The sequence below is a fragment of the Elusimicrobiota bacterium genome (assembly GCA_026388095.1).
GTDB lineage: Bacteria > Elusimicrobiota > Elusimicrobia > UBA1565 > UBA9628 > UBA9628.
This window is the reverse complement of sequence record JAPLKL010000041.1, coordinates 73,427-91,087: the sequence shown is the minus strand read 5'-3', so window position 1 is coordinate 91,087 and position 17,661 is coordinate 73,427. Positions and strand designations below refer to the sequence as shown.

15 protein-coding genes are annotated in these 17,661 nt (G+C 69.8%); all 15 read left to right on the top strand.

Annotated elements, in window-relative coordinates:
• Positions 1–128: 128 nt before the first annotated feature.
• The 15 genes from NTY77_09685 (at position 129) to NTY77_09615 (ending at position 17,645) form a co-directional block, all read left to right on the top strand.
• Positions 129–3,332 (top strand): hypothetical protein, encoded by a 3,204-nt coding sequence (locus tag NTY77_09685; GenBank protein ID MCX5795752.1) that lies wholly within the window; start codon positions 129–131, stop codon positions 3,330–3,332.
• Positions 3,333–3,374: 42 nt separating this feature from the next.
• Entirely contained in the window at positions 3,375–4,889 is a 1,515-nt protein-coding gene (locus NTY77_09680) for a lytic murein transglycosylase (protein ID MCX5795751.1), read from the top strand.
• A 44-nt stretch (positions 4,890–4,933) separates the two neighbouring features.
• Positions 4,934–5,590 (top strand): CpXC domain-containing protein, encoded by a 657-nt coding sequence (locus tag NTY77_09675; protein MCX5795750.1) that lies wholly within the window; start codon positions 4,934–4,936, stop codon positions 5,588–5,590.
• Positions 5,590–6,702, top strand: a complete 1,113-nt coding sequence (locus tag NTY77_09670; GenBank protein MCX5795749.1) for a hypothetical protein — start codon at positions 5,590–5,592, stop codon at positions 6,700–6,702. Before NTY77_09675 ends, NTY77_09670 begins: the two co-directional genes overlap by 1 nt.
• A 63-nt stretch (positions 6,703–6,765) precedes the next feature.
• Positions 6,766–7,020: a ribbon-helix-helix protein, CopG family gene (locus NTY77_09665; GenBank protein MCX5795748.1), complete on the top strand. Its 255-nt coding sequence runs from the start codon at positions 6,766–6,768 to the stop codon at positions 7,018–7,020.
• Positions 7,017–7,424: a PIN domain-containing protein gene (locus tag NTY77_09660; GenBank protein ID MCX5795747.1), complete on the top strand. Its 408-nt coding sequence runs from the start codon at positions 7,017–7,019 to the stop codon at positions 7,422–7,424. The genes NTY77_09665 and NTY77_09660 overlap by 4 nt, the downstream gene beginning before the upstream one ends.
• Before the next feature lie 41 nt (positions 7,425–7,465).
• Complete coding sequence (gene trpS, locus NTY77_09655) at positions 7,466–8,539, top strand: tryptophan--tRNA ligase (protein ID MCX5795746.1); 1,074 nt, start codon at positions 7,466–7,468, stop codon at positions 8,537–8,539.
• Complete coding sequence (locus tag NTY77_09650; protein ID MCX5795745.1) at positions 8,536–9,273, top strand: segregation/condensation protein A; 738 nt, start codon at positions 8,536–8,538, stop codon at positions 9,271–9,273. The genes trpS and NTY77_09650 overlap by 4 nt, the downstream gene beginning before the upstream one ends.
• On the top strand, positions 9,239–9,979 hold the full coding sequence (gene scpB / locus NTY77_09645) for an SMC-Scp complex subunit ScpB (GenBank protein MCX5795744.1): 741 nt from the start codon (positions 9,239–9,241) through the stop codon (positions 9,977–9,979). Before NTY77_09650 ends, scpB begins: the two co-directional genes overlap by 35 nt.
• A gap of 7 nt (positions 9,980–9,986) precedes the next feature.
• Complete coding sequence (locus NTY77_09640; protein ID MCX5795743.1) at positions 9,987–11,420, top strand: glycogen/starch synthase; 1,434 nt, start codon at positions 9,987–9,989, stop codon at positions 11,418–11,420.
• Positions 11,417–13,042 (top strand): hypothetical protein, encoded by a 1,626-nt coding sequence (locus NTY77_09635; GenBank protein ID MCX5795742.1) that lies wholly within the window; start codon positions 11,417–11,419, stop codon positions 13,040–13,042. Before NTY77_09640 ends, NTY77_09635 begins: the two co-directional genes overlap by 4 nt.
• Before the next feature lie 32 nt (positions 13,043–13,074).
• Positions 13,075–14,349 (top strand): hypothetical protein, encoded by a 1,275-nt coding sequence (locus tag NTY77_09630; protein ID MCX5795741.1) that lies wholly within the window; start codon positions 13,075–13,077, stop codon positions 14,347–14,349.
• A 23-nt stretch (positions 14,350–14,372) separates the two neighbouring features.
• A complete protein-coding gene (locus NTY77_09625; GenBank protein ID MCX5795740.1) occupies positions 14,373–15,104 on the top strand; it encodes a permease-like cell division protein FtsX in 732 nt (243 codons plus the stop codon).
• A gap of 8 nt (positions 15,105–15,112) precedes the next feature.
• Positions 15,113–16,246 carry a peptidoglycan DD-metalloendopeptidase family protein gene (locus NTY77_09620; protein ID MCX5795739.1) on the top strand — a complete coding sequence of 378 codons (1,134 nt, stop codon included), beginning with the start codon at positions 15,113–15,115 and terminating at the stop codon, positions 16,244–16,246.
• Positions 16,247–16,256: 10 nt separating this feature from the next.
• Positions 16,257–17,645, top strand: a complete 1,389-nt coding sequence (locus NTY77_09615; GenBank protein ID MCX5795738.1) for a S41 family peptidase — start codon at positions 16,257–16,259, stop codon at positions 17,643–17,645.
• The last annotated feature ends 16 nt before the right edge of the window (positions 17,646–17,661 follow it).

The window sequence follows — 17,661 nt, the reverse complement described above, 5'->3', positions numbered from 1 at the left end:
AGTCTAACCACCCCCGACGGAACCGCCGCCCCCCTCCTATGGGGGCGGCGGTTGCGAGTCGCCTATGGCGACTCGCTCGGACTTGCCGCGTCTGCGACGCGGCAAGTCCATTCTTGTATAATGCCCGCATGTCCCTCCTGCTCGAGCGCGCCCGGGCCTGGCGCGGCCAACGCGCCCGGGCCTTGCTCTGCGAAGGCGGCGGCAGGCTGCTGGCCTGGAGCCTGGCGGCCCTGAGCGCGGCGCTCTGGCTCGACCAGATCATCCTCCTGCCCCAGGCCGCGCGCGCCGTGGTCTGGCTGGCGGGCCTCGCGGCCGTGCTCGCCGGAGCCTGGGTCCTGCTCTGGCGGCCTTGGCGCCTGAATCTCTGGCTGACGGTGCTCGACGGAGCCGCGTTGGAGTTCCCGGGATTGCGGCAGCACCTCATCCCGGCCTGGGAGCTGCGGCGAACGCCTCCGGCCCATACCTCTCCACAACTCACCCGGGCCCACGTCGAGGCCACGGAAAGGCTGCTCGCAGCCCTCCCCGACCGGCCCGCTTTCCAATGGAGGCCGTCTACGCACCTGCGCCGCGTCGCCGCTGCCGCCCTGCTGGGCGTGCTCACTTGGCCCTGGCTGGCGAAGGCGTCCTGGCCGCGCGTCCTGGCGCCGTGGCGCGACGTGGCCTTGGAGGCATTCCTTTCGGTCCAGCCCGGAGATTCGGTCTGGAGCCTCGGCCAGCCGGCAGAGGTCTCAGTGCGCCTCTTGGGGACGGCCGGAGGGCCGCGCCGCGCCGCGGAGACGAGGCTTTGGCTGAGGACCGTGGGCCCCTGGAGCCTGGTCCCTTGGGAGCGCCAGTTCCCGCAAGGAGCTTCCTTCACCGTGGCCTCCGTGGCCGAGCCCCTGCAGTACCGGCTGACCTGGCGGGGCCTGGAGAGCCGCGTGTACCGGCTTTCGCCCGAGTCCGTCCCGCAGCTGGAGTCGCTGCAGGCCCGGCTCGCGGGCCTGGCCGCGGTCGTGCCCTTGAGCGGGGCCGAGCCCCTGGCTGCGCGCCGGGGGACCTGGGTACGGATCTCCGGCCGGCCCAATCAGCCTCTGGCCAAGGCGGTCTTGCGCGCCGCCTTCCTCCCTGCCCCGGCGCCGATGAACTGCCCGCCGGCCGCGGCCTGCGAGGCGGGCTTCACGGCCCAGGACGACGGGAGCTTCCAGTTCGATCTGGAGACCGCGGACGGCCGCCGGGACCCGGCGCCGATCGTCTATTCTCTCAGGGTGGTCCCGGACGAGCCGCCCGTCGCGCAGCTGCTCTCGCCCATCCAGCCGGTCCAAGCGGACCCGTCGGACTCTCTGCCGGTCGCGTACGCCGCGCGCGACGACTCGGCCCTCAGCCGCGTGGCTCTGCTGGTGCGCGTCCCGGGGCAGCCGCCCAAGGAGCTGGCCCTGCGGCGTTTCGGCCGCGAAGCGCCCAAGGAGTCCATCGGGGACTACCCCTGGCCGCTCTCCGGACTGCCGGTCGGGGCCAAGATCGCCTTCCAGATCAAGGCCTATGACGATGCGGTCCCGCCGCAGACCGGGCTCTCCGAGCCCGGACTGGTGGAGATCGTCGACTTCGCGGCCGGGCACCTGGCGGCCCAGCGGAGCTGGCGCAGAGCCGAGGCGGCCCTCGGCGCGCTGGCCAGCCGAGAGGAGACGCTGCGCGACCTTTATGCGGCCGGCGAATTCGAGGGGGCCCGCCAGAGGCTCTCCGGCCTGCCCGAGGCCTGGAAGGACGCCGCGGCGGCGGCCGAGGAGCTGGCGCGGGCCATGGACCGCGACGCCTATGCCAACCCCGGGCTGCGGGAGGAAGTGTCTGGATTGGCCGACCGGCTTAAAGACAGCGCGGGCCGGGACCTGCCCGCGGCCTTGGCCGCGGACCGGGTCTCGGACGCCGCCGCGGCGCGCGCCCGCCACGCGCGGCTGGCGGCCGCGGCGCGGCGCGCGGAGAGGCTCCTCAAGAACGGCCGTCCGCTCCAGGACCTGCAGGATTTCTACATGCAGGCCGGCCGGATGAGCCAGGACGGCGAGCAACTCGCCGCGGAGCTGGAATCGCTGTCCGGCAGCCGCAAGGGGCGGCCCTCGGCGGAGGCCTTGCGGCAGGTCCAGGAGGCTCTCAAGAGCCTGCAGGAGCGCATGGACCGGCTCCAGAAATCCATCGCGGCCCTGCCCCAGGCCCAGCCCGGCGGAGCCGAAGACAAGTCCCGGCGCAGCTATAGCATGCCCCTGCTGGCGGCCCAGACTTCGGCCGACGCATTGCAGGCGGCCCTGCGCGCGGGCGACTACGCCGCGGCCGCGGCCATCGCCAAGGAACTGGCGGCGCAGCTCGCGGCCATCGAGAACGCGGTCACGGCGGCGGCCGCCGCGGGGGCGGCGGGCGCTGCGCCGCGGCAGGGCTCGGCGCGCCTGGAGAGGCTGCAAGCCCGGTGGTCCGAAGTGGTCGAGGGCCAGACCCGCCTGGCGGAGAAGAGCCAAAGCCTGGAAGAACGCCGGCGGCAGCGTTTCGTGGCCGCGCAGAAGGACCTGCTGGCCAAGCTCGCGGCCGATGAATCCGTGCTCCTCTCGTCGGCCGCGGCTTACGGGGAGGCTTTTCCGGCCGAGGTCCCGCCCATGATGAAGGCCCTGCGCGATGAGTTCGCTTCCGGACGCGTCAGCCGGGCCGGTAGCCTCGTGGCTGCCGCCGTCTTCTCGCTGCGCGCCTCGGCACGGCTGCCCTCGGGCCGGGCCGGCCACGGCGCGGCCATGCAGAGCTTCGCCTCCGCGCAGGAGGAGATCGGCCGCCGCCTCGACGAAGCCCCGGCTTCCCCTCCGCCGTCGGGGCCGGACGACGAGACCGCGGCCGCGGCGCGGCGGCAGGCCGAAGTGAGGAGCCAGACCGCCGGGCTGCAGCACGAGCTGGAATCCCTGGTCGAGGACCTCGGCGCGGCCCCGCCCGAGGCCGCGGCCAAGCTGGAAGCCGCTCAAGGCGAGCAAGGCTCAGCCGAGAAAGACCTGGGCGGGGGCGATTCGGCCTCGGCGCTGAGCCATCAGGAGAAGGCCCTGCAGCTGCTGGAGCAGGGCGGCCAGGACCTGCAGCGCTCGGCCGCGGCCCAGAAGCAGATCGAGATCGGCATCAACGCGGGTTTCTCCCAGCCGGCCGGCGGAGTGCGCTCGATGTCGGGCGGGGGGGGCATGGGCGCGCGCGTCGAGTTCGTGCCCTTGCCCAAGGCCAAGGACTACCTGCCGCCCAAGGAGCTGCGCGAGGAGCTGGAACGCTCCTTGCGCGAGAAGCGGCCCGCCTCCTACGACGAGGTCATCAAGGAGTATTTCAAGCGCATCTCGCAGTGAACGGCCTTGACGCTGGGGGCCTTTCAGCTTAAACTCACTGGCATGGAGTCCGGATCGGGCCCCAAGGCCCTGCTCTTGGTCGCGGCCGCCGCAGGCTTGAGCGCTCTCGCCTGGTACTCCCAGCGCGGCCCCAGGAGGCTGGGACCGCCCGGCATCGGCGCGGTGTTGGTCGCGCAGGGCCGGCCGCAGCCGCGGAGCGCGGGCGCGTCGGCCGCCGCCGTGAGCGTGCCGCCCTCAGGGGAAGACCCGCGCGTCGGATATCCCGAGGCCGTCGACGCGCCTGCCTTGGAGCCCCCGCCTCCTGGAGAAGGGCGGCCGTTCCGGGCCGGCCTCCGAACTCCGGCGTTTCGTCTCGCGGGCTTGGACTCCGGCTTCACCGCCGGCTCCTCCGCCCGTTATCTCCCGGCGGGACCCTCGGCCCAAGCTTCCCCGGGTGCGCCAACCGCCGCCCCACGAGGCGCCGTCGTGCCGCGGGGCGCCGCCGCCCCGGCCCGGGACGCCGGCGAGCCCCCGCGTGAGGGGGACAGCCGCCGCGAGCGTCTGGCCTTGGAGGCGGAGACAGCCGGGCTCTCCAAGGACGAACGTTTGTCTGCCAAGGTCGCCGGCGTGCTGGCCGCGGCGCGGGACCTGAAGATCGTCGGAGACTCCGGTCAGGTCATGCAGGACGAGCCGCATCTCGCCGCCGCGATCCTGCAGCAGATCGACGCCGACCGAAAGGTGGACGAGGGCGTGCGCGGTGCGCTGGCGCAGCTGCAGGCCTCCGGCCGGCCGGTGACGCCGCTGGAGCGCCAGCGGGCCGCGGCTGCGGTGCTCGAGGCCAGCGGCCGCAGCGCGCAGGACGAGGACGCGGACCTGGCCTTGGCGCGCGCCGACATCCCGCCCGCTGCGGCCGTCGCGCCCGCCGCCTACGCCGCGGCCGCGCAGCAGGTCGTGGCCAATCCTCCCGACCCGGCGACCCGCGCCGAGATCCTCAAGCACGTAGACGAACCGCGGCCCGCGCCGCGCGCGCCGCCGCCCCGCGGGGCCCTGGACGCCTATCAGAAGAACCGCACGGTCTTCGACCGCGCGCTGAAGGAATACGGCGTCCAGCCCCAGCATATCCTGGGCATCCTCGGCGTGGAGACCAGCTTCGGCCACAACACGGGAGGCCACCCCCTGCGCGACACCTTGCTCACGCTGTCCGGCCAGCTCGGTTCCAACGGGCGCCCCACCAGCCGCGCCCTCCAAGCCCAGCGCGATCTGGCCGCCCTGACGCGGCTGACGGCCCAAGGGGATCTTGGGGACTTGAAGCCGACGCAGGTCCGCGGCTCCTGGGCCGGCGCCATGGGCGTGCCGCAGTTCCTCCCCACCAGCTGGGAGGCCTACGCCCGCGACGCCGACGGCGGCGGCCGCGACCCCTTCAGCTTCCCCGACTCCGTGCTCTCCGTGGCCAACTACCTCAACCGCCACGGCTACGCCGGCGACGTGTCCCGCTCCATCTACGGCTACAACCACTCCCAGCAATACGTGGACAAGGTCCTCGGCCTCTCGGCCCAGATCAAGGCCGGTCTGCCCTGAGAGGCGTCATCGGGCCGGACGCGAAGAGCTATAATGTAGCCGCCATGTCGATCAAGGGCGTCATCGAGGCGCGCTGTCCCCAGGGCTGCGAGCCCTTCGAGGCCGAGGTCTGGAGCTTCATAAACGGCGACCGCAGCCCGGAGCTGCGCGAGGCCGTGGCGGCCAAGGAGATGAACCTGCTCATCTGCCCCGCCTGCGGCGCCGCCTTCTTCGCGGACGCGCCCTACATCTTCTTCGCACCCGCGGCCGACATCCTGTTCTTCGTCTTCCCGGCGTCCTTCCAGGCCGAGGAGAGCCGCTGGCGGCTCAAGATGGCGGAGGATTTCAAGGAGTTCAAGAAGGCTATGGGCGATAAGCTGCCGTTGGACCTGGAGCCGGAGATCTGCTTCGGGCCGGAGACCTTGGGCGCGCTCCTCAGCGAGGACGACTACCGCGGCGAGGAGGTCGAGGTGATGGAGTTCGTGGCGCGGGAACTGGGCCTCTCCCTCTATCATGTGCGGCCCGGCCTGGCCCGGAGATTGGGCATCCCCGCGTCCTTGCCCTACGCTCCCGCCAGGAAGGGCGCAGGGATCACCCGCGCCAACATGATCGCCGGCCTGGAGACGCTGCTCGCGGCCAACGACCGCCTGACCGCCTACCAATCCTATCTCGGCGTCTTGCGCACCGCGGCCGACGGCGCGCTGCCTCCGGCCCTACGCTGATGACCGGACCGCGCATCCCGGCTCGAACGCTGAAGCTCCTGCGCCCGCTCGCGCAGAGCGCCCGCCGCCAAGGCCTGCCCCTCTACGCTGTGGGCGGCTGCGTCCGGGACTGGATCCTGGGGCGCAAGGACGTCAAGGACCTTGACCTCGTGACCGAGGGGGACCCCGGCGGCCTGGCCAAGCTCTGCGCCCGGCAGTTGGGCGGCAAGGCGGAGGCCTTCGGCGCTTTCGGGACCCTGCGGGTCAAGGGGGCTGACTTGCGCGTCGATTTCGCGGCCTCGCGGCAGGAGGAGTATCCGGAGCCGGCCTGCCTGCCCAAGGTCAAGCCCGCGCCCTTGGAGCGCGACCTGTTCCGCCGGGACTTCACCATCAACGCCATGGCCGTGCGCGTGGAGCCCGACGGCGCGGGGGCTCTGGTGGACCCCTACGGAGGACTGCGCGACCTCAAGGCCGGGGTGCTGCGCGTCCTGCATGAGGCCAGCTTCCGCGACGACCCCACGCGGGTCTTCCGCGCCGCGCGCTTCCTGTGCCGCCTGAATCTTCAGCCCGCCCCCGGCTTCGGGATCATGGTCCGCCAGTCGCTCTACGGCTGCATCGCGGGGCGGCTCTCCCGCCACCGCATCGCGCAGGAGCTCCTGCGCGTGCTGGCTGAGGAGAATCCTCAGGCGCCATTGCGGCGCTTGCGGGAGTGGGGTTACCTCGATCTGGTCTATCCCGACCTGCCCGCGAAGGCCAAGGGAGATACGGTCGAGGAGCGGCTAGGCGCGTTGTCTTTTGCCTTGGGCGGCAAGGCCGAGGAGTTCCTGGCCGGGCTGCCCGTGGAGCATTCCTTGGCGCGGCGCATCAAGGAGGCGCTGCGCGTTTGCCGGGAGAAGGCGTCTCCCCGGGTCGCGCTTTCTCCCGAGGCCGCACGTCTCGTGGCTTTGGTCTTGCCGCGCCTGCCCAAGACCGCCTTGCAGCCATTGTTCTTGGGAGGTTCGGACCTTCAGGCCGCAGGCTTGAAGCCGGGCCCGGAGTTCCGCGCCATGCTCGATGAGGCCGCGCGCGCGCAATGGACGGGCCGCATCCGCTCGCGCGCGGAAGCCCTGGCCTGGTTGGGTGTCAGGCTTTGACTTTCTTCTGAAGAGCTCATTGCAAGGCTTGAAATCCATGCGATATCATGGTATCATGATATCGTGAAATACACAGCCACTAACATCCGCCTTCCTGAGAAGACTTTGGAGGCGCTAAAGATCAGGGCCGCCAAGGAGCGCAAGAGCCTGGCCCAGCTGGTCCGCGACGCCATTGAATTGGCCTACCACATCGGGTGCGATGAAAAGACCGTGGACCCCAAAAAGGACCCCTTCCAACGGCTGATCGGCGCATGCGAGAGCGGCCTGACCGACGGCGCCGTGCGCCATGACCGGGACATCTACGGCGACGCCGCGTGAAGATTTTCGTAGACACCAGCGCCTTCATCGCCCTGGAAGACCGCTCGGACGTCCTGCACCCGCGGGCCAAACGCTTCTACGAGACCCTGACTTCGGCGGACCGGCTTTTGACCAGCAACTACGTGGTAGACGAGACCATCACCAGGCTGCGCTACTGCGTCGGCTGCGAGGCGGCCCTGGCCTTCGCCGACATCATCCTCAAGAGCCGCCTCTGCTCCATCTCTTATGTGGACGCGGACCTGGAGCGCGCCGCGCTCCAGGTCATGAGCAGATACAAGGACAAGAGGCTGAGCTTCACGGACTGCGTTTCCATGGCCCTCATGGCGGAGCTCAAAGCGGACGCGGTCTTCGCTTTTGACGAGGATTTCGCCAAAGCCGGATTCCGGATGGTCCCCGGCGCTTAATTTTCTTGTGTCCCCCTGGGCAATTCGCTAAGATACACCCCATGCCAGACCGCCGGGAAGTCGTGGTCTCCGGGATGCGGCCCACCGGCCGTCTGCACATCGGCCACTCTTGGGGCGCGCTCAAGAACTGGGTCTCCCTGCAAGACCGCTACGACTGCTACTTCTTCGTGGCGGACTGGCACATGCTCACCACTGGCTACTCGGACACCTCGGCCCTTCAAGATAATATTCGCGAGATGGTGCTCGATTGGCTGGCCGCCGGCCTCGATCCCGCCAAATGCGTCATCTTCAAGCAGTCCGACGTGTCCGAGCACGCGGAGCTCGCGGTCCTGCTCGGCATGGTGACCCCGTTGTCCTGGCTGGAGAATAATCCCACATGGAAGGAACAGCTCCAGGAGCTGTCCAAGACCAAGCTGAGCAAGGCGGCCGACGGGGAGGACCACAAGGCGTCTGAGGGCGAGGCGGCCGCCAAGTCCGAGATCCGCACCTTCGGTTTCTTGGGCTATCCGGTCCTGCAGGCCGCGGACATCCTGCTCTACAAGGGCGGTCGCGTGCCGGTCGGCCAGGACCAACTCCCGCATGTCGAGCTCTCCCGCGAGATCGCGCGCAAATTCAACCACATCTACGGTCCCGTGCTCTCCGAGCCCCAGCCCTTGCTGACCCAGACTCCCAAGGTCCCTGGCTGCGACGGCCGCAAGATGTCCAAGTCCTACGGCAACGCCGTGAACATCTACGAGACCGCGGACTCGCTCAAAGCCAAGGTCATGTCCATGTACACGGACCCGCAGAAGCTCCGCAAGGACACTCCCGGCCATCCCGATCCTTGCCCCGAGAACCCTCCCGGCTGCGCGGTCTACGCTCTGCACAAGCTCTACACCCAGGACTGGGAGAAGATTGGCGAGGAATGCCGCGCCGGCCGCTTGGGCTGCGTGGCCGACAAGAAGAGCCTGCTTCAGTCCCTGGACGGCCCCTTCGCCGAGTTCCGCAAGGCCCGGGAAGGCTACGCCGCCAAGCCCGAGAAAGTCGACGAGATACTGGCCGAGGGCGCCCGCAAAGCCTCGGCCGTCGCCAAGTCCACTTTGGAGCAGGTCCGCCGCGCCATGAGGCTGAGATGAGCCACCAAGTCCATCTGGAGATGTTCGAGGGGCCGCTCGACCTGCTCCTGTTCCTGGTCAAGCGGGACGACCTCGACATCAACAACATCCCCCTTGCCCACATCACGCACGAGTACCTGGCCTATATCGACCTGATGAAGGAACTCAACCTCGACTTGGCCGGCGAGTTCCTGGTCATGGCCGCGACCTTGATCGGCATCAAGGCGCGGGCCCTCCTGCCCAGCCATCCCGGCGAGGAGGAGGAGACCGGCCCGGATCCGACCGCCGAGCTCAAGGCCAAGCTCCTGGAGTACCAGAAGTTCAAGGAGGCGGCCAAGTTCCTGGAGAAGCGCGCCGACGAGTTCAAGGACGTCTTCTACCGGGGCGTGCCCACTTTCGACGAGTCGCAGAAGAATCTGGACCTGAACCTCTTCGACCTGCTCGGCAGCCTCCGCGAGATCCTCGAGCGCGCCAAGCATGAGACCCGCGAGGTGGTCGGCGAGGAGTTCCCCATCGAGGAGAAGATGGCCAAGATCATGTTCCTCCTCGAGAGCCGGCCCGCGCTCAGCTGGGTGGAGATCTTCTCCGACGAGCGCAAGCGGCGGGGCATACTCGCCTGCTTCCTGGCCATGCTCGAACTCGTCAAGATGGAGAAGGTCTTCGTGCGCCAAGAGGGGAATCTCGGCCCCATCATGGTCTACAAAAAGGAGGTCCGCGTCGATGTCCCAGACGCCAGCATCGCCCCTGCCGGATGATGAGCTCAAGGGCCAGCTCGAGACCCTGCTCTTCATCACCGACCACCCGCTGAGTCTCGACGAGCTGCGCAAGCTCACCAAGGTCAAGGATACCGCCCGCCTGGGCGCTTTGGTGGGGGCTATCCGTCAGAACCTGGAGGACCGGAAGTCCGCCCTCCAGGTCCTGGAAGTCGCCGGAGGCTTCCAGATGGCCACCCGGCCGACCCACGGCGACCTGGTGCGCAAGCTCTTCGCCGAGAGGATGACCATGCGCCTTTCCACCGCGGCGCACGAGACCTTGGCCATCATCGCCTACAAGCAGCCCCTCACCCGCGCCGAGATCGAGGAGATCCGCGGGGTGGAGGTCATCGCGGCCTTGGAGACGCTCCTGGAGAAGCGCCTCATCAAGGTCGTGGGACGCAAGGAGAGCGTGGGGCGGCCGCTGCTCTACGGGACCACGGCCGACTTCATGCGCCACTTCGGCTTGCGCAGCCTTGAGGACCTGCCGTCCATCGACGATTTCCAGGCCCCGGAGAATCCTGCTCCCCCCGAGGTCGCCGCGGCTCCCGTGCCGGAGCCGCAGGCCGGCGAGCCCGCTCCCGAGCCGCAGCCCGCCGAACCGGTCGCCGAGCCGGAGCCGGAAGCGCCCGCTGAGCCCGCCGCCCCCATCTGGCCTGCGGATGATGCGTCGTCGGAACCTCCCCAGGAGAAGGCTCCGGAGCCGTGAGCCTGGGATGAAGATACTCCTGGCCGCCAGCGAGGCCTTCCCCTTCTGCAAGACCGGCGGGCTGGCGGACGTGGTCGGCGCCTTGAGCCAGAAGCTCGGCGCCGCCGGGCACGACGTCGTGCTCTTCCTGCCCAAGTACCGGGTCGTGGAGTCCGCGGCGCTGCAGGGCGGCATGTCTCATCCCCTGGACGTCCCCTTCGGCGCCAGTTCCGTGGCGGTCGCGCTGCGCTTCATGCAGTGGCGCTCGGTCTCCGTGCAGTTCATCGACTCTCCGTCCCTGTACGACCGCGACGGCCTCTACGGCGTGGACGGCCGCGACCACCCGGACAACGACCTGCGCTACGCCGTGTTCTGCCGGGCCGTGCTCGAAGGCGCCAAAGCCATGGGCTTCAAGCCGGATGTCATCCACCTCCACGATTGGCAGACGGCCCTGATCGCCCCCTACCTCAAGACCCTCTACGCCCAAGACCCCTTCTTCTCCGCCGCCGCCACGGTCCTCACCATCCACAACATCGCCTACCAAGGCGTGTTCCCGGCCCGGAGCTTCATCCAGGCTGGCTTCGCGAGGACGGACATCCGGAAAGCCAAGACCGCGAAGGGCTACAGCTTCCTCAAAGCCGGTCTGGCCGACGCGGACTGGCTGACCACGGTCAGCCCCACCTACGCCCGCGAGCTGCAGACCCCGTCCGGAGGCCACGGCCTGCAGGGCCTGCTGCGCCGCCGCCGGGACCGGCTGGTCGGCATACTCAACGGCCTTGACCTCGACTGCTGGAATCCGGAGCGGGACTCCTGCCTGGCCCAGCGCTATTCCCTGGGAGACCGGAAGGGAAAGGCGGCCTGCAAGAACTGGTTCCTGGCCGATTGCGGCCTGAAGGCTGCGGCGGGCGTCCCCCTCGTGGGGATGGTCGCCCGGCTCGACCGCCAGAAAGGCTGGGACATCGCCCTGCAAGCCCTGGCGCCGCGTCTGCGGCGGTGCCGCTTCGTGGGCGTGGGGGAGGGCGAGCCCTCCTTGGTCAAGACCGTGGCCGGCTGGGCGCGCCGCCACAGCGGCGCGGCCCGCTTTCGCTGCGGCTACGACGAGGATCTGGCGCACCGTCTCTACGCCGCGGCGGACATCCTGCTCATGCCTTCGCGCTTCGAACCTTGCGGGCTGGGGCAGCTCATCGCCATGCGCTACGGCTGCGTGCCGGTGGTCACGCGCACGGGCGGCCTGCGCGACACCGTCACCGAGGGACTCAACGGCTTCACGGCCAAGCCGGGCGATGCGCGGGACTTCGGCCGGGCCTTGGGCCGCGCCTTGGACGCCTGCGCGGGCCCGTCCTGGGCCGAGCTCACGCAAGCGGGGATGAGCGGCGACTTCTCCTGGAACCGCTCCGTGCGCAGTTACTTGGATCTCTTCAAGCGTGCCACGGCGGAGCGCCGCGCGCCGGAGGCGCCGTGATGGCTGCCGCTTCCGGATCCAACGCGAGGCCGTGGCTCGCGGCCGCCGGATTCCTGCTGCTGGCCTGGGCCGCCGGCACGGTGGAGAAGCCCTCCCCCCGGTCCCTGGCTGCCCTCGATGCCGGCGAGGCGGCGGCCGCGTGCGCGGGCTCCGGGACCGCGCTGTCCGACTTCTGGACCCGGGCGCAGGCCATGGGGGTGGGCGCCATGGTCCTGCGGACCCAGACCTTGGGCGAGCTCGCCGATTCCGGCCAGGCCTTGGTGTTCTCCCGGTCTGAGATCTCCAAGTGGAAGGGCGTCGGCCTCATCGCGGCCAACGCGCCGCTCAAGGCGAACCTGGTCTGGGTCAACGACCCCAAGCTCTTCGCCCGCGTGGCCGAGACGCTGCGCGGACAGAACCTGGTGTTCAGCACCTCGACGGTCGGCGGCCATGGCTCCATCGAGTTGACCCGCGAGCCGGACCCGGGCTTGAAGGTCGGCGTGGCCTCGGAAGACCTTGCCCTCGCCGCGGCGCTCAAGCTCGTCCCTTTCCATCTGGACCCCTCCGGCCAAGCCTGGATCAGCGGGGCTCGGGGACCCGTCGCCCTGCGTACGCCGCGCAGCATCCCGGCGCCGGCGCCCCTGCCCACCTTGCTGCGCGCCATCCACAGCCAGCCCGGCCGGGTCCTGCTGCTGCGGCTGGACCCGGCCGCGGACGCCGAAGAGAACCTGGCGAGTGTGCGCGCCGCGCTGCGGCCCTTGCGCGAACGCGGGCTCATCGGCTCGGACGCTACGGGACTGGAGGCTTCGCGACGCGGCTCGTCGCCGCCCTGGCGCAACCTCCTGGCTTGGGGCCTGGCCGTCCTCGGCCCGATCGCGGCGGTGCGCTTCGGCGTCAAGGGCTTCAAGCACTTCCACGGCCAGGTGCAGGCGCGGCGGCCCCTCGCTTCGCCCGTCGCCGAGATCGTCCTGGGCGTCGTGACCGCCGCGGCCGCGGCCGCCGCTGTGGGGCTGATCGTCGGATTGCTCCTCGCCGGCGGCGACGCCGCGGCGCTTCCCGAGAGCCTGGCTTTCTCGACCATGGCCTGGCCCCTGGTCATCGGCGGATTCGCCTTGTATCCGCTCTCGGCGCGGGCGCTGGGCCGGGGGCTGGCCCGCTCGCCGACCTACCTGGACTTGCTGTTGGGCGCGGCTGCGGTGTTGGGCGCGGCGTTGCTGTTCCGGCCGCGGCTCGTGCTGGCGGGCACGTCGCTATGGCCGCAACTGCAGGCGGCTGCGGACGCTTCCGAGTCCCTCTGGTGGTGGCCCTGGCGCTGGCGCGAGTTCCTGGTCGGGGTGCCCGCGCTGATGCATGCTCTCTACTTGGTCGGGCGTCAACTCGACGCCAAGGGGACGCAGGCCGCGCATTGCCGGGTCGACGACCCCCGCCCCTGGTTCTGGCTGAGCCTGCTCTTCCCGATCGGGACCATCGCGGCGCTGGGCCGGCCCGAGGCCGCTCCTTGGCAGATCTTGGGACAGACCGCGGCTGTTCTGGCCGCGGGCTTGGTCGTCGGCGGGGCCGCCCTGATCGCTCATGCGGCATGGGAGAGCTGGGCCCAAAGGCCTACGGCTTCTGGGACTATTGACCCAGAACCGGAACTGTGATAAGATAGGCTGTCGGCCGAGGCGCAAGCCTTATGGGAATCCTTGTCATATTGGCGAGTATCTTCAGTTTCGCTTCAGCCCCCGCCTTCTGCGCCCAGCCTAAGAGCCCTTCCGCAAGCTCGCCCTTCAAGCTCAAGTTCGTCGGCGAAGGCGGCGGCTACAACCAACTGCCGCCTGACGCCAGCGACGCGATGGAGACCGGGGCCCAGCAGAGCGGGGCCTCGGGCGCAACTGCGCAACCGGTCCCGAGACCCCTCCCGCATCATGACCTCGTCCCCGTCCCCGATGGTCGTCCCTCGGAGCCTCTGCCGATACACCCCGCCCTGACTCGCCCGCGTCCGGCCGTGACTCGCCCGCGGACCGACGCGGCCGGCACCGAGTCTTCCGCCCCGGCGGACGGCGACCGGCGCCGCTATTCGCTTTGGGAAGGGCTGGCGGCGCCCATGGAGCTCTCCGCGCAGAAGATCAACGGCGTCAGCGAAGACCAAGCGGCCACCTTGGGACGCAGGGACTATGAGTCCCACATCCTCGGTCAGAAAGATGCCGGCGCTCCCCCTGCGCAGCTGCGCGCACAAGGGGCGGTCGCGGCAGGTCCCGCAGTTGCCGGCCGGACGGATATCCTTACGGCCGGCAAGGCTCCCGAGGTGTTCGTCACCTTGAACATCGATCTGAAGAAGCATCCGGACGCGACCCTGAAGGACGCGGTCGCGGACCTCTCCCGCCTGGCGGGATTCCGGCAGGATCCCCGCTTCGAGCCCGCCGCGGTCGGCGCGGGGCCGGACCAGATCTCCCTGTGGGGCTGGCTTCCTTCCAACCGCGTTGGCGCGGCCTTGCAGGTCCCGACCGTCGCGCGCCTGCAGATCAATCCCGCGGCGCGCCAGCCGGCTCCGCAAACGGCCACGGACATGCTCATGGGCGTGCGCGTGCCTCCGGGCCGCAGCTTGGCCGAGGTCGTAGCCGACCTGGAGCGCAATCCCGCCACGCCAGGCCTGCGCGTGCGGCGGACGATCGGCACCCAGACGGTCCCCGGGACCGCCGAGACCGTGCTCGTAGTCGAGGCCTCGGTCCCCATCAGCGTCCTGCCGCGGGTCATGGCGCTTCGCGACGTGGTCAAGATGATGCCGGCCCCGCCCGCGCCGCCGGCGCCGCAGCACCCCAAGCGCCGGGTCGCGGGCGAGCTGCGCGGCTTCCTGGCTTTCGTTGCGGGCCAATACCCGATGCTGCTGGTCCTGACTTTGCTCATGCTTCTGCCTTGGGTCGGCTCGCGCGTGGCCGCCGCGGTCCGCGTCTTCGTGCCTTACCGCTGACGGTTTTACTATACTTCTCCTGCATGAACCCCGCCCTGCGCCGGTCTTTGACCTTCGCCCTCGCGGCCATGGCCGGCCTGGCCGGCGAGAGCCTGCTCCTGGTGCGCACTCAGGTCTTCCGATTCGAGAACCTTTTGCGGGAGGATTTCCGGGTCTTGATGTTCCTTAAGAATGACTTGCCGGAGAGCCAGGCGAAGATCCTGGAGGACAAGCTCCTGGGCCTGTCCGAGGTCAGCGAGGCGCGCTTCGTCTCCCGCGACGCCGCTCTGGCGGACCTGCGCCGGGATGACCCGGAATTGGTGGACTCCGTCACCTGGATGGGGGACAATCCCCTGCGCCCCGCTTTCGAGGTGCGTCCCGCCCCCGCGGCCTTGGGGCGGTTCGAGGAATGGCTGGCGAGCGTCCGCGGCGTCGCCGACTGGGCGGATCTGCGCTACCGGTCGGGCCAAGTCCGCGCCATCCTGCAGGCCCAGCTCTACGGCCATTACCTGAGCCTCATCTTGAGTTCTTTGCTCTGCCTGGCCTGCGCGGCCCTGGCCGCGGTCCTCTGGTGGGCGCGTTGGCCCGGTGCTGCTCGGCCGGCGGCGGCCGTGGCTCCGGCCGGAGTCGGGGCTGCGGTCGGCTTGGCCTTGGCCCTGGCTGCGGCCTGGCCCGCGCGCCAGTACCTGCCCTGGTGGGAGATGCCGGCAGCCGGATCCCAGTTCGCCGTATGGGCCGCGGCCGCGCTGGCGGCCGGGCTTTTCTCCCCACCCTAGACGAGCTCATGGACCGCATCGTTCTGGCGCGCCTGGGCCTGGCCGCGGCCTTGCTCTGGACTTTCCCGGGCGTCGCGTCGGGCCAGCTGGAAGAGAAGCGTCGGGACCTCATCCGCATCCAGAAGGAGTATGAGAAGGTGAAATCCGACCTGGATGAGTATCGCCGCCAGGAATCTGCGCTCAACCGCGACCTGCATAAGCTGGAGAGCCACGACGCGGACACCCGCCGCCGCATCGGCGGCATCCGGAGGAACATCCACGAAGCCGAGCAGAGGCGGGTGGGGCTCAGATCGCACCTCGGCGCCCTGAACCTCGCTTCGGGATTCTGGACGGCGGCGCGAGACCGCGAGCTGCGCGCTTACGTCGTGGCCTTGGCCGCCCGTGAGGAGGCCTGGGGGGGCGCGGACCTGTGGGCCGAGGCCTTCCGTCGCGCGGTGCTCCTGGACAAGGCCCGCATCGTCTCCAGTCTCCTGGGCTACCGCCACAAGACCGAGGCCGCCGTCGAAGCCGCGCGGCACTCGGCGGTGGAGCTCCGGGGCCGTAGCCGCCGGGCCGAGGCGGAGGCCGCTCAAGTCCGGGAGGAGTACGGACGCAAGCAGGCGGCCGTGGCCGCGGCTCGGGGCCAGGTGCAGGCGGCCGAGAAGCGCGCCCGGGAGCTCGAGGAGACCAAGCGCGCCCTGACCGAGCTGCTCTCCCGCCTCGGCGCGGCCAAGCGCTATGACCGGCAGGGCCCCACCCGCCTGGAGCTGCCCCGCAATTCCCTGCCCTGGCCGGTGGACGGCACCGTGGCGCGGCCTTTCGGCCGGCAGCGCAATGCGGAACTCAACACCTGGGTCATCCGCCAGGGAGTCACCTTCGCGACGAAGCCCGGGGCCCCCGTGGGCGCGGTCGGAGCCGGCCGGGTGATCTACTCCGGGCCCTTCCGGTCCTACGGCAAAGTGGTCATCGTCGACCATGGCGGCGGGTTCTTCAGCATCTACGGCGAACTGGGCGACATCCAGAAAGCCAAGGGCGCGCCGGTCGAAGTCGGCGAGGCCGTCGGCACGGCCGGCGGGGAGGCGGGCAAGGGCGTGGTCTATCTGGAACTGCGTCGCGGGACCGAGGCCCTGGACCCCATGTCCTGGCTCCAGAAGAAATCATAGGAGATCGCTCATGAGGATCACTCTGCGTCTGGCTCTCATCGGCCTGTCGTTGGCTGCTCTCGGAGCGTCGGCCTGGGGGGGCCCGGCCGGGCCGGCGGTCGCCGCCGACCCCAAGAAAGCCTCTGCCCCGGCCCGCCCGGAGGGCGACGACAAGACCTACGAGCAACTCTCCTTCCTTGTAGACGTCATCAACTACATCCAGGAGAACTACGTCGACCCGACCGACACTCAGAAGCTCGTCTACGGCGCGGCCGCGGGCATGGTCCGCGCGCTCGACCCATTCTCCCAATTCATGGAGCCGCAGGCGCATCGCGAGATCAAGGCGGAGACCGAAGGCGCCTTCGGCGGAATCGGCATCCGCATGATCGTGAAGGATGACTGGCTCGCCGTTCTGACTCCTCTGCCCGGCACCCCGGCCTTCCGCGCGGGCATCCTGCCCAACGACCGCATCATCGAGATCGACGGCGAGAGCACCAAGGAGCTCCAAGTGGCCGACGCCATGGAGAAATTGCGCGGCGCGCCGGGCTCCAAGGTCAAGCTCACCGTCATGCGCTGGCCCGAGTCCGCCGCCGGCTCCGGGACCAAGGCCAGTTCCGGGACGGTCGTCCAGGCGCCCTCCGATGAGGACGGGGTCGAGAAGGAGTTCTGGCTCACTCGCGAGAACATCAAGATCGAGAGCGTCCAATACCGCAAGCTCGACGGCCAGGTCGGTTATGTGCGCATCTCCGAGTTCAGCGCCCGCACCACGGATGATTTCCGCGCCGCCCTGCGCGCCCTATCCAAGGATGGGCTCGCCGGCCTCATCCTGGACCTGCGCTTCAATCCGGGGGGGCTGCTGGCCTCGGCGGTGGATGTGGCCGCGAGTTTCCTGGGCGACGGGAAGCTCATCGTCTACACCCAGGGCCGGCGTCCCGACAGCCATCAGGAATTCCGCGGCGGGACCCAGGCGCCGTACCAGGACCTGCCTTTGGTGGTCCTGGTCAACGAAGCCTCCGCTTCCGGCTCCGAGATCATCGCCGGAGCCCTGCAGGACCATCGCCGCGCCCTGCTCATGGGTGAGCGCACCTACGGCAAGGCGAGCGTGCAGTCCGTCATCCCCCTGCCGAACAACTGCGGCTTGCGACTGACCATCGCGCGCTACTACACGCCCAACGGCCGCTCGATCCACCGCGACGAGAAGAAGAAGACGGGCGGCATCACGCCGGACATCGTGGTCCCGGTCGCCCGCGACGTGGAGGAGAAGATCTTCTCCCAGTGGGAGATGATCTACGAGCCGGGCAAGAAGCCTCGTTCCGCGGTCAAGAAGGACGAGACCGTGCGCGACGAGGTCCTGGACCGCGCCGCGGCCATCGTCAAGTCTGGGGATGTGCTGGGGCGTCTCAAAGGCAAGGAGAAATAGAATTGAGGGACACAAT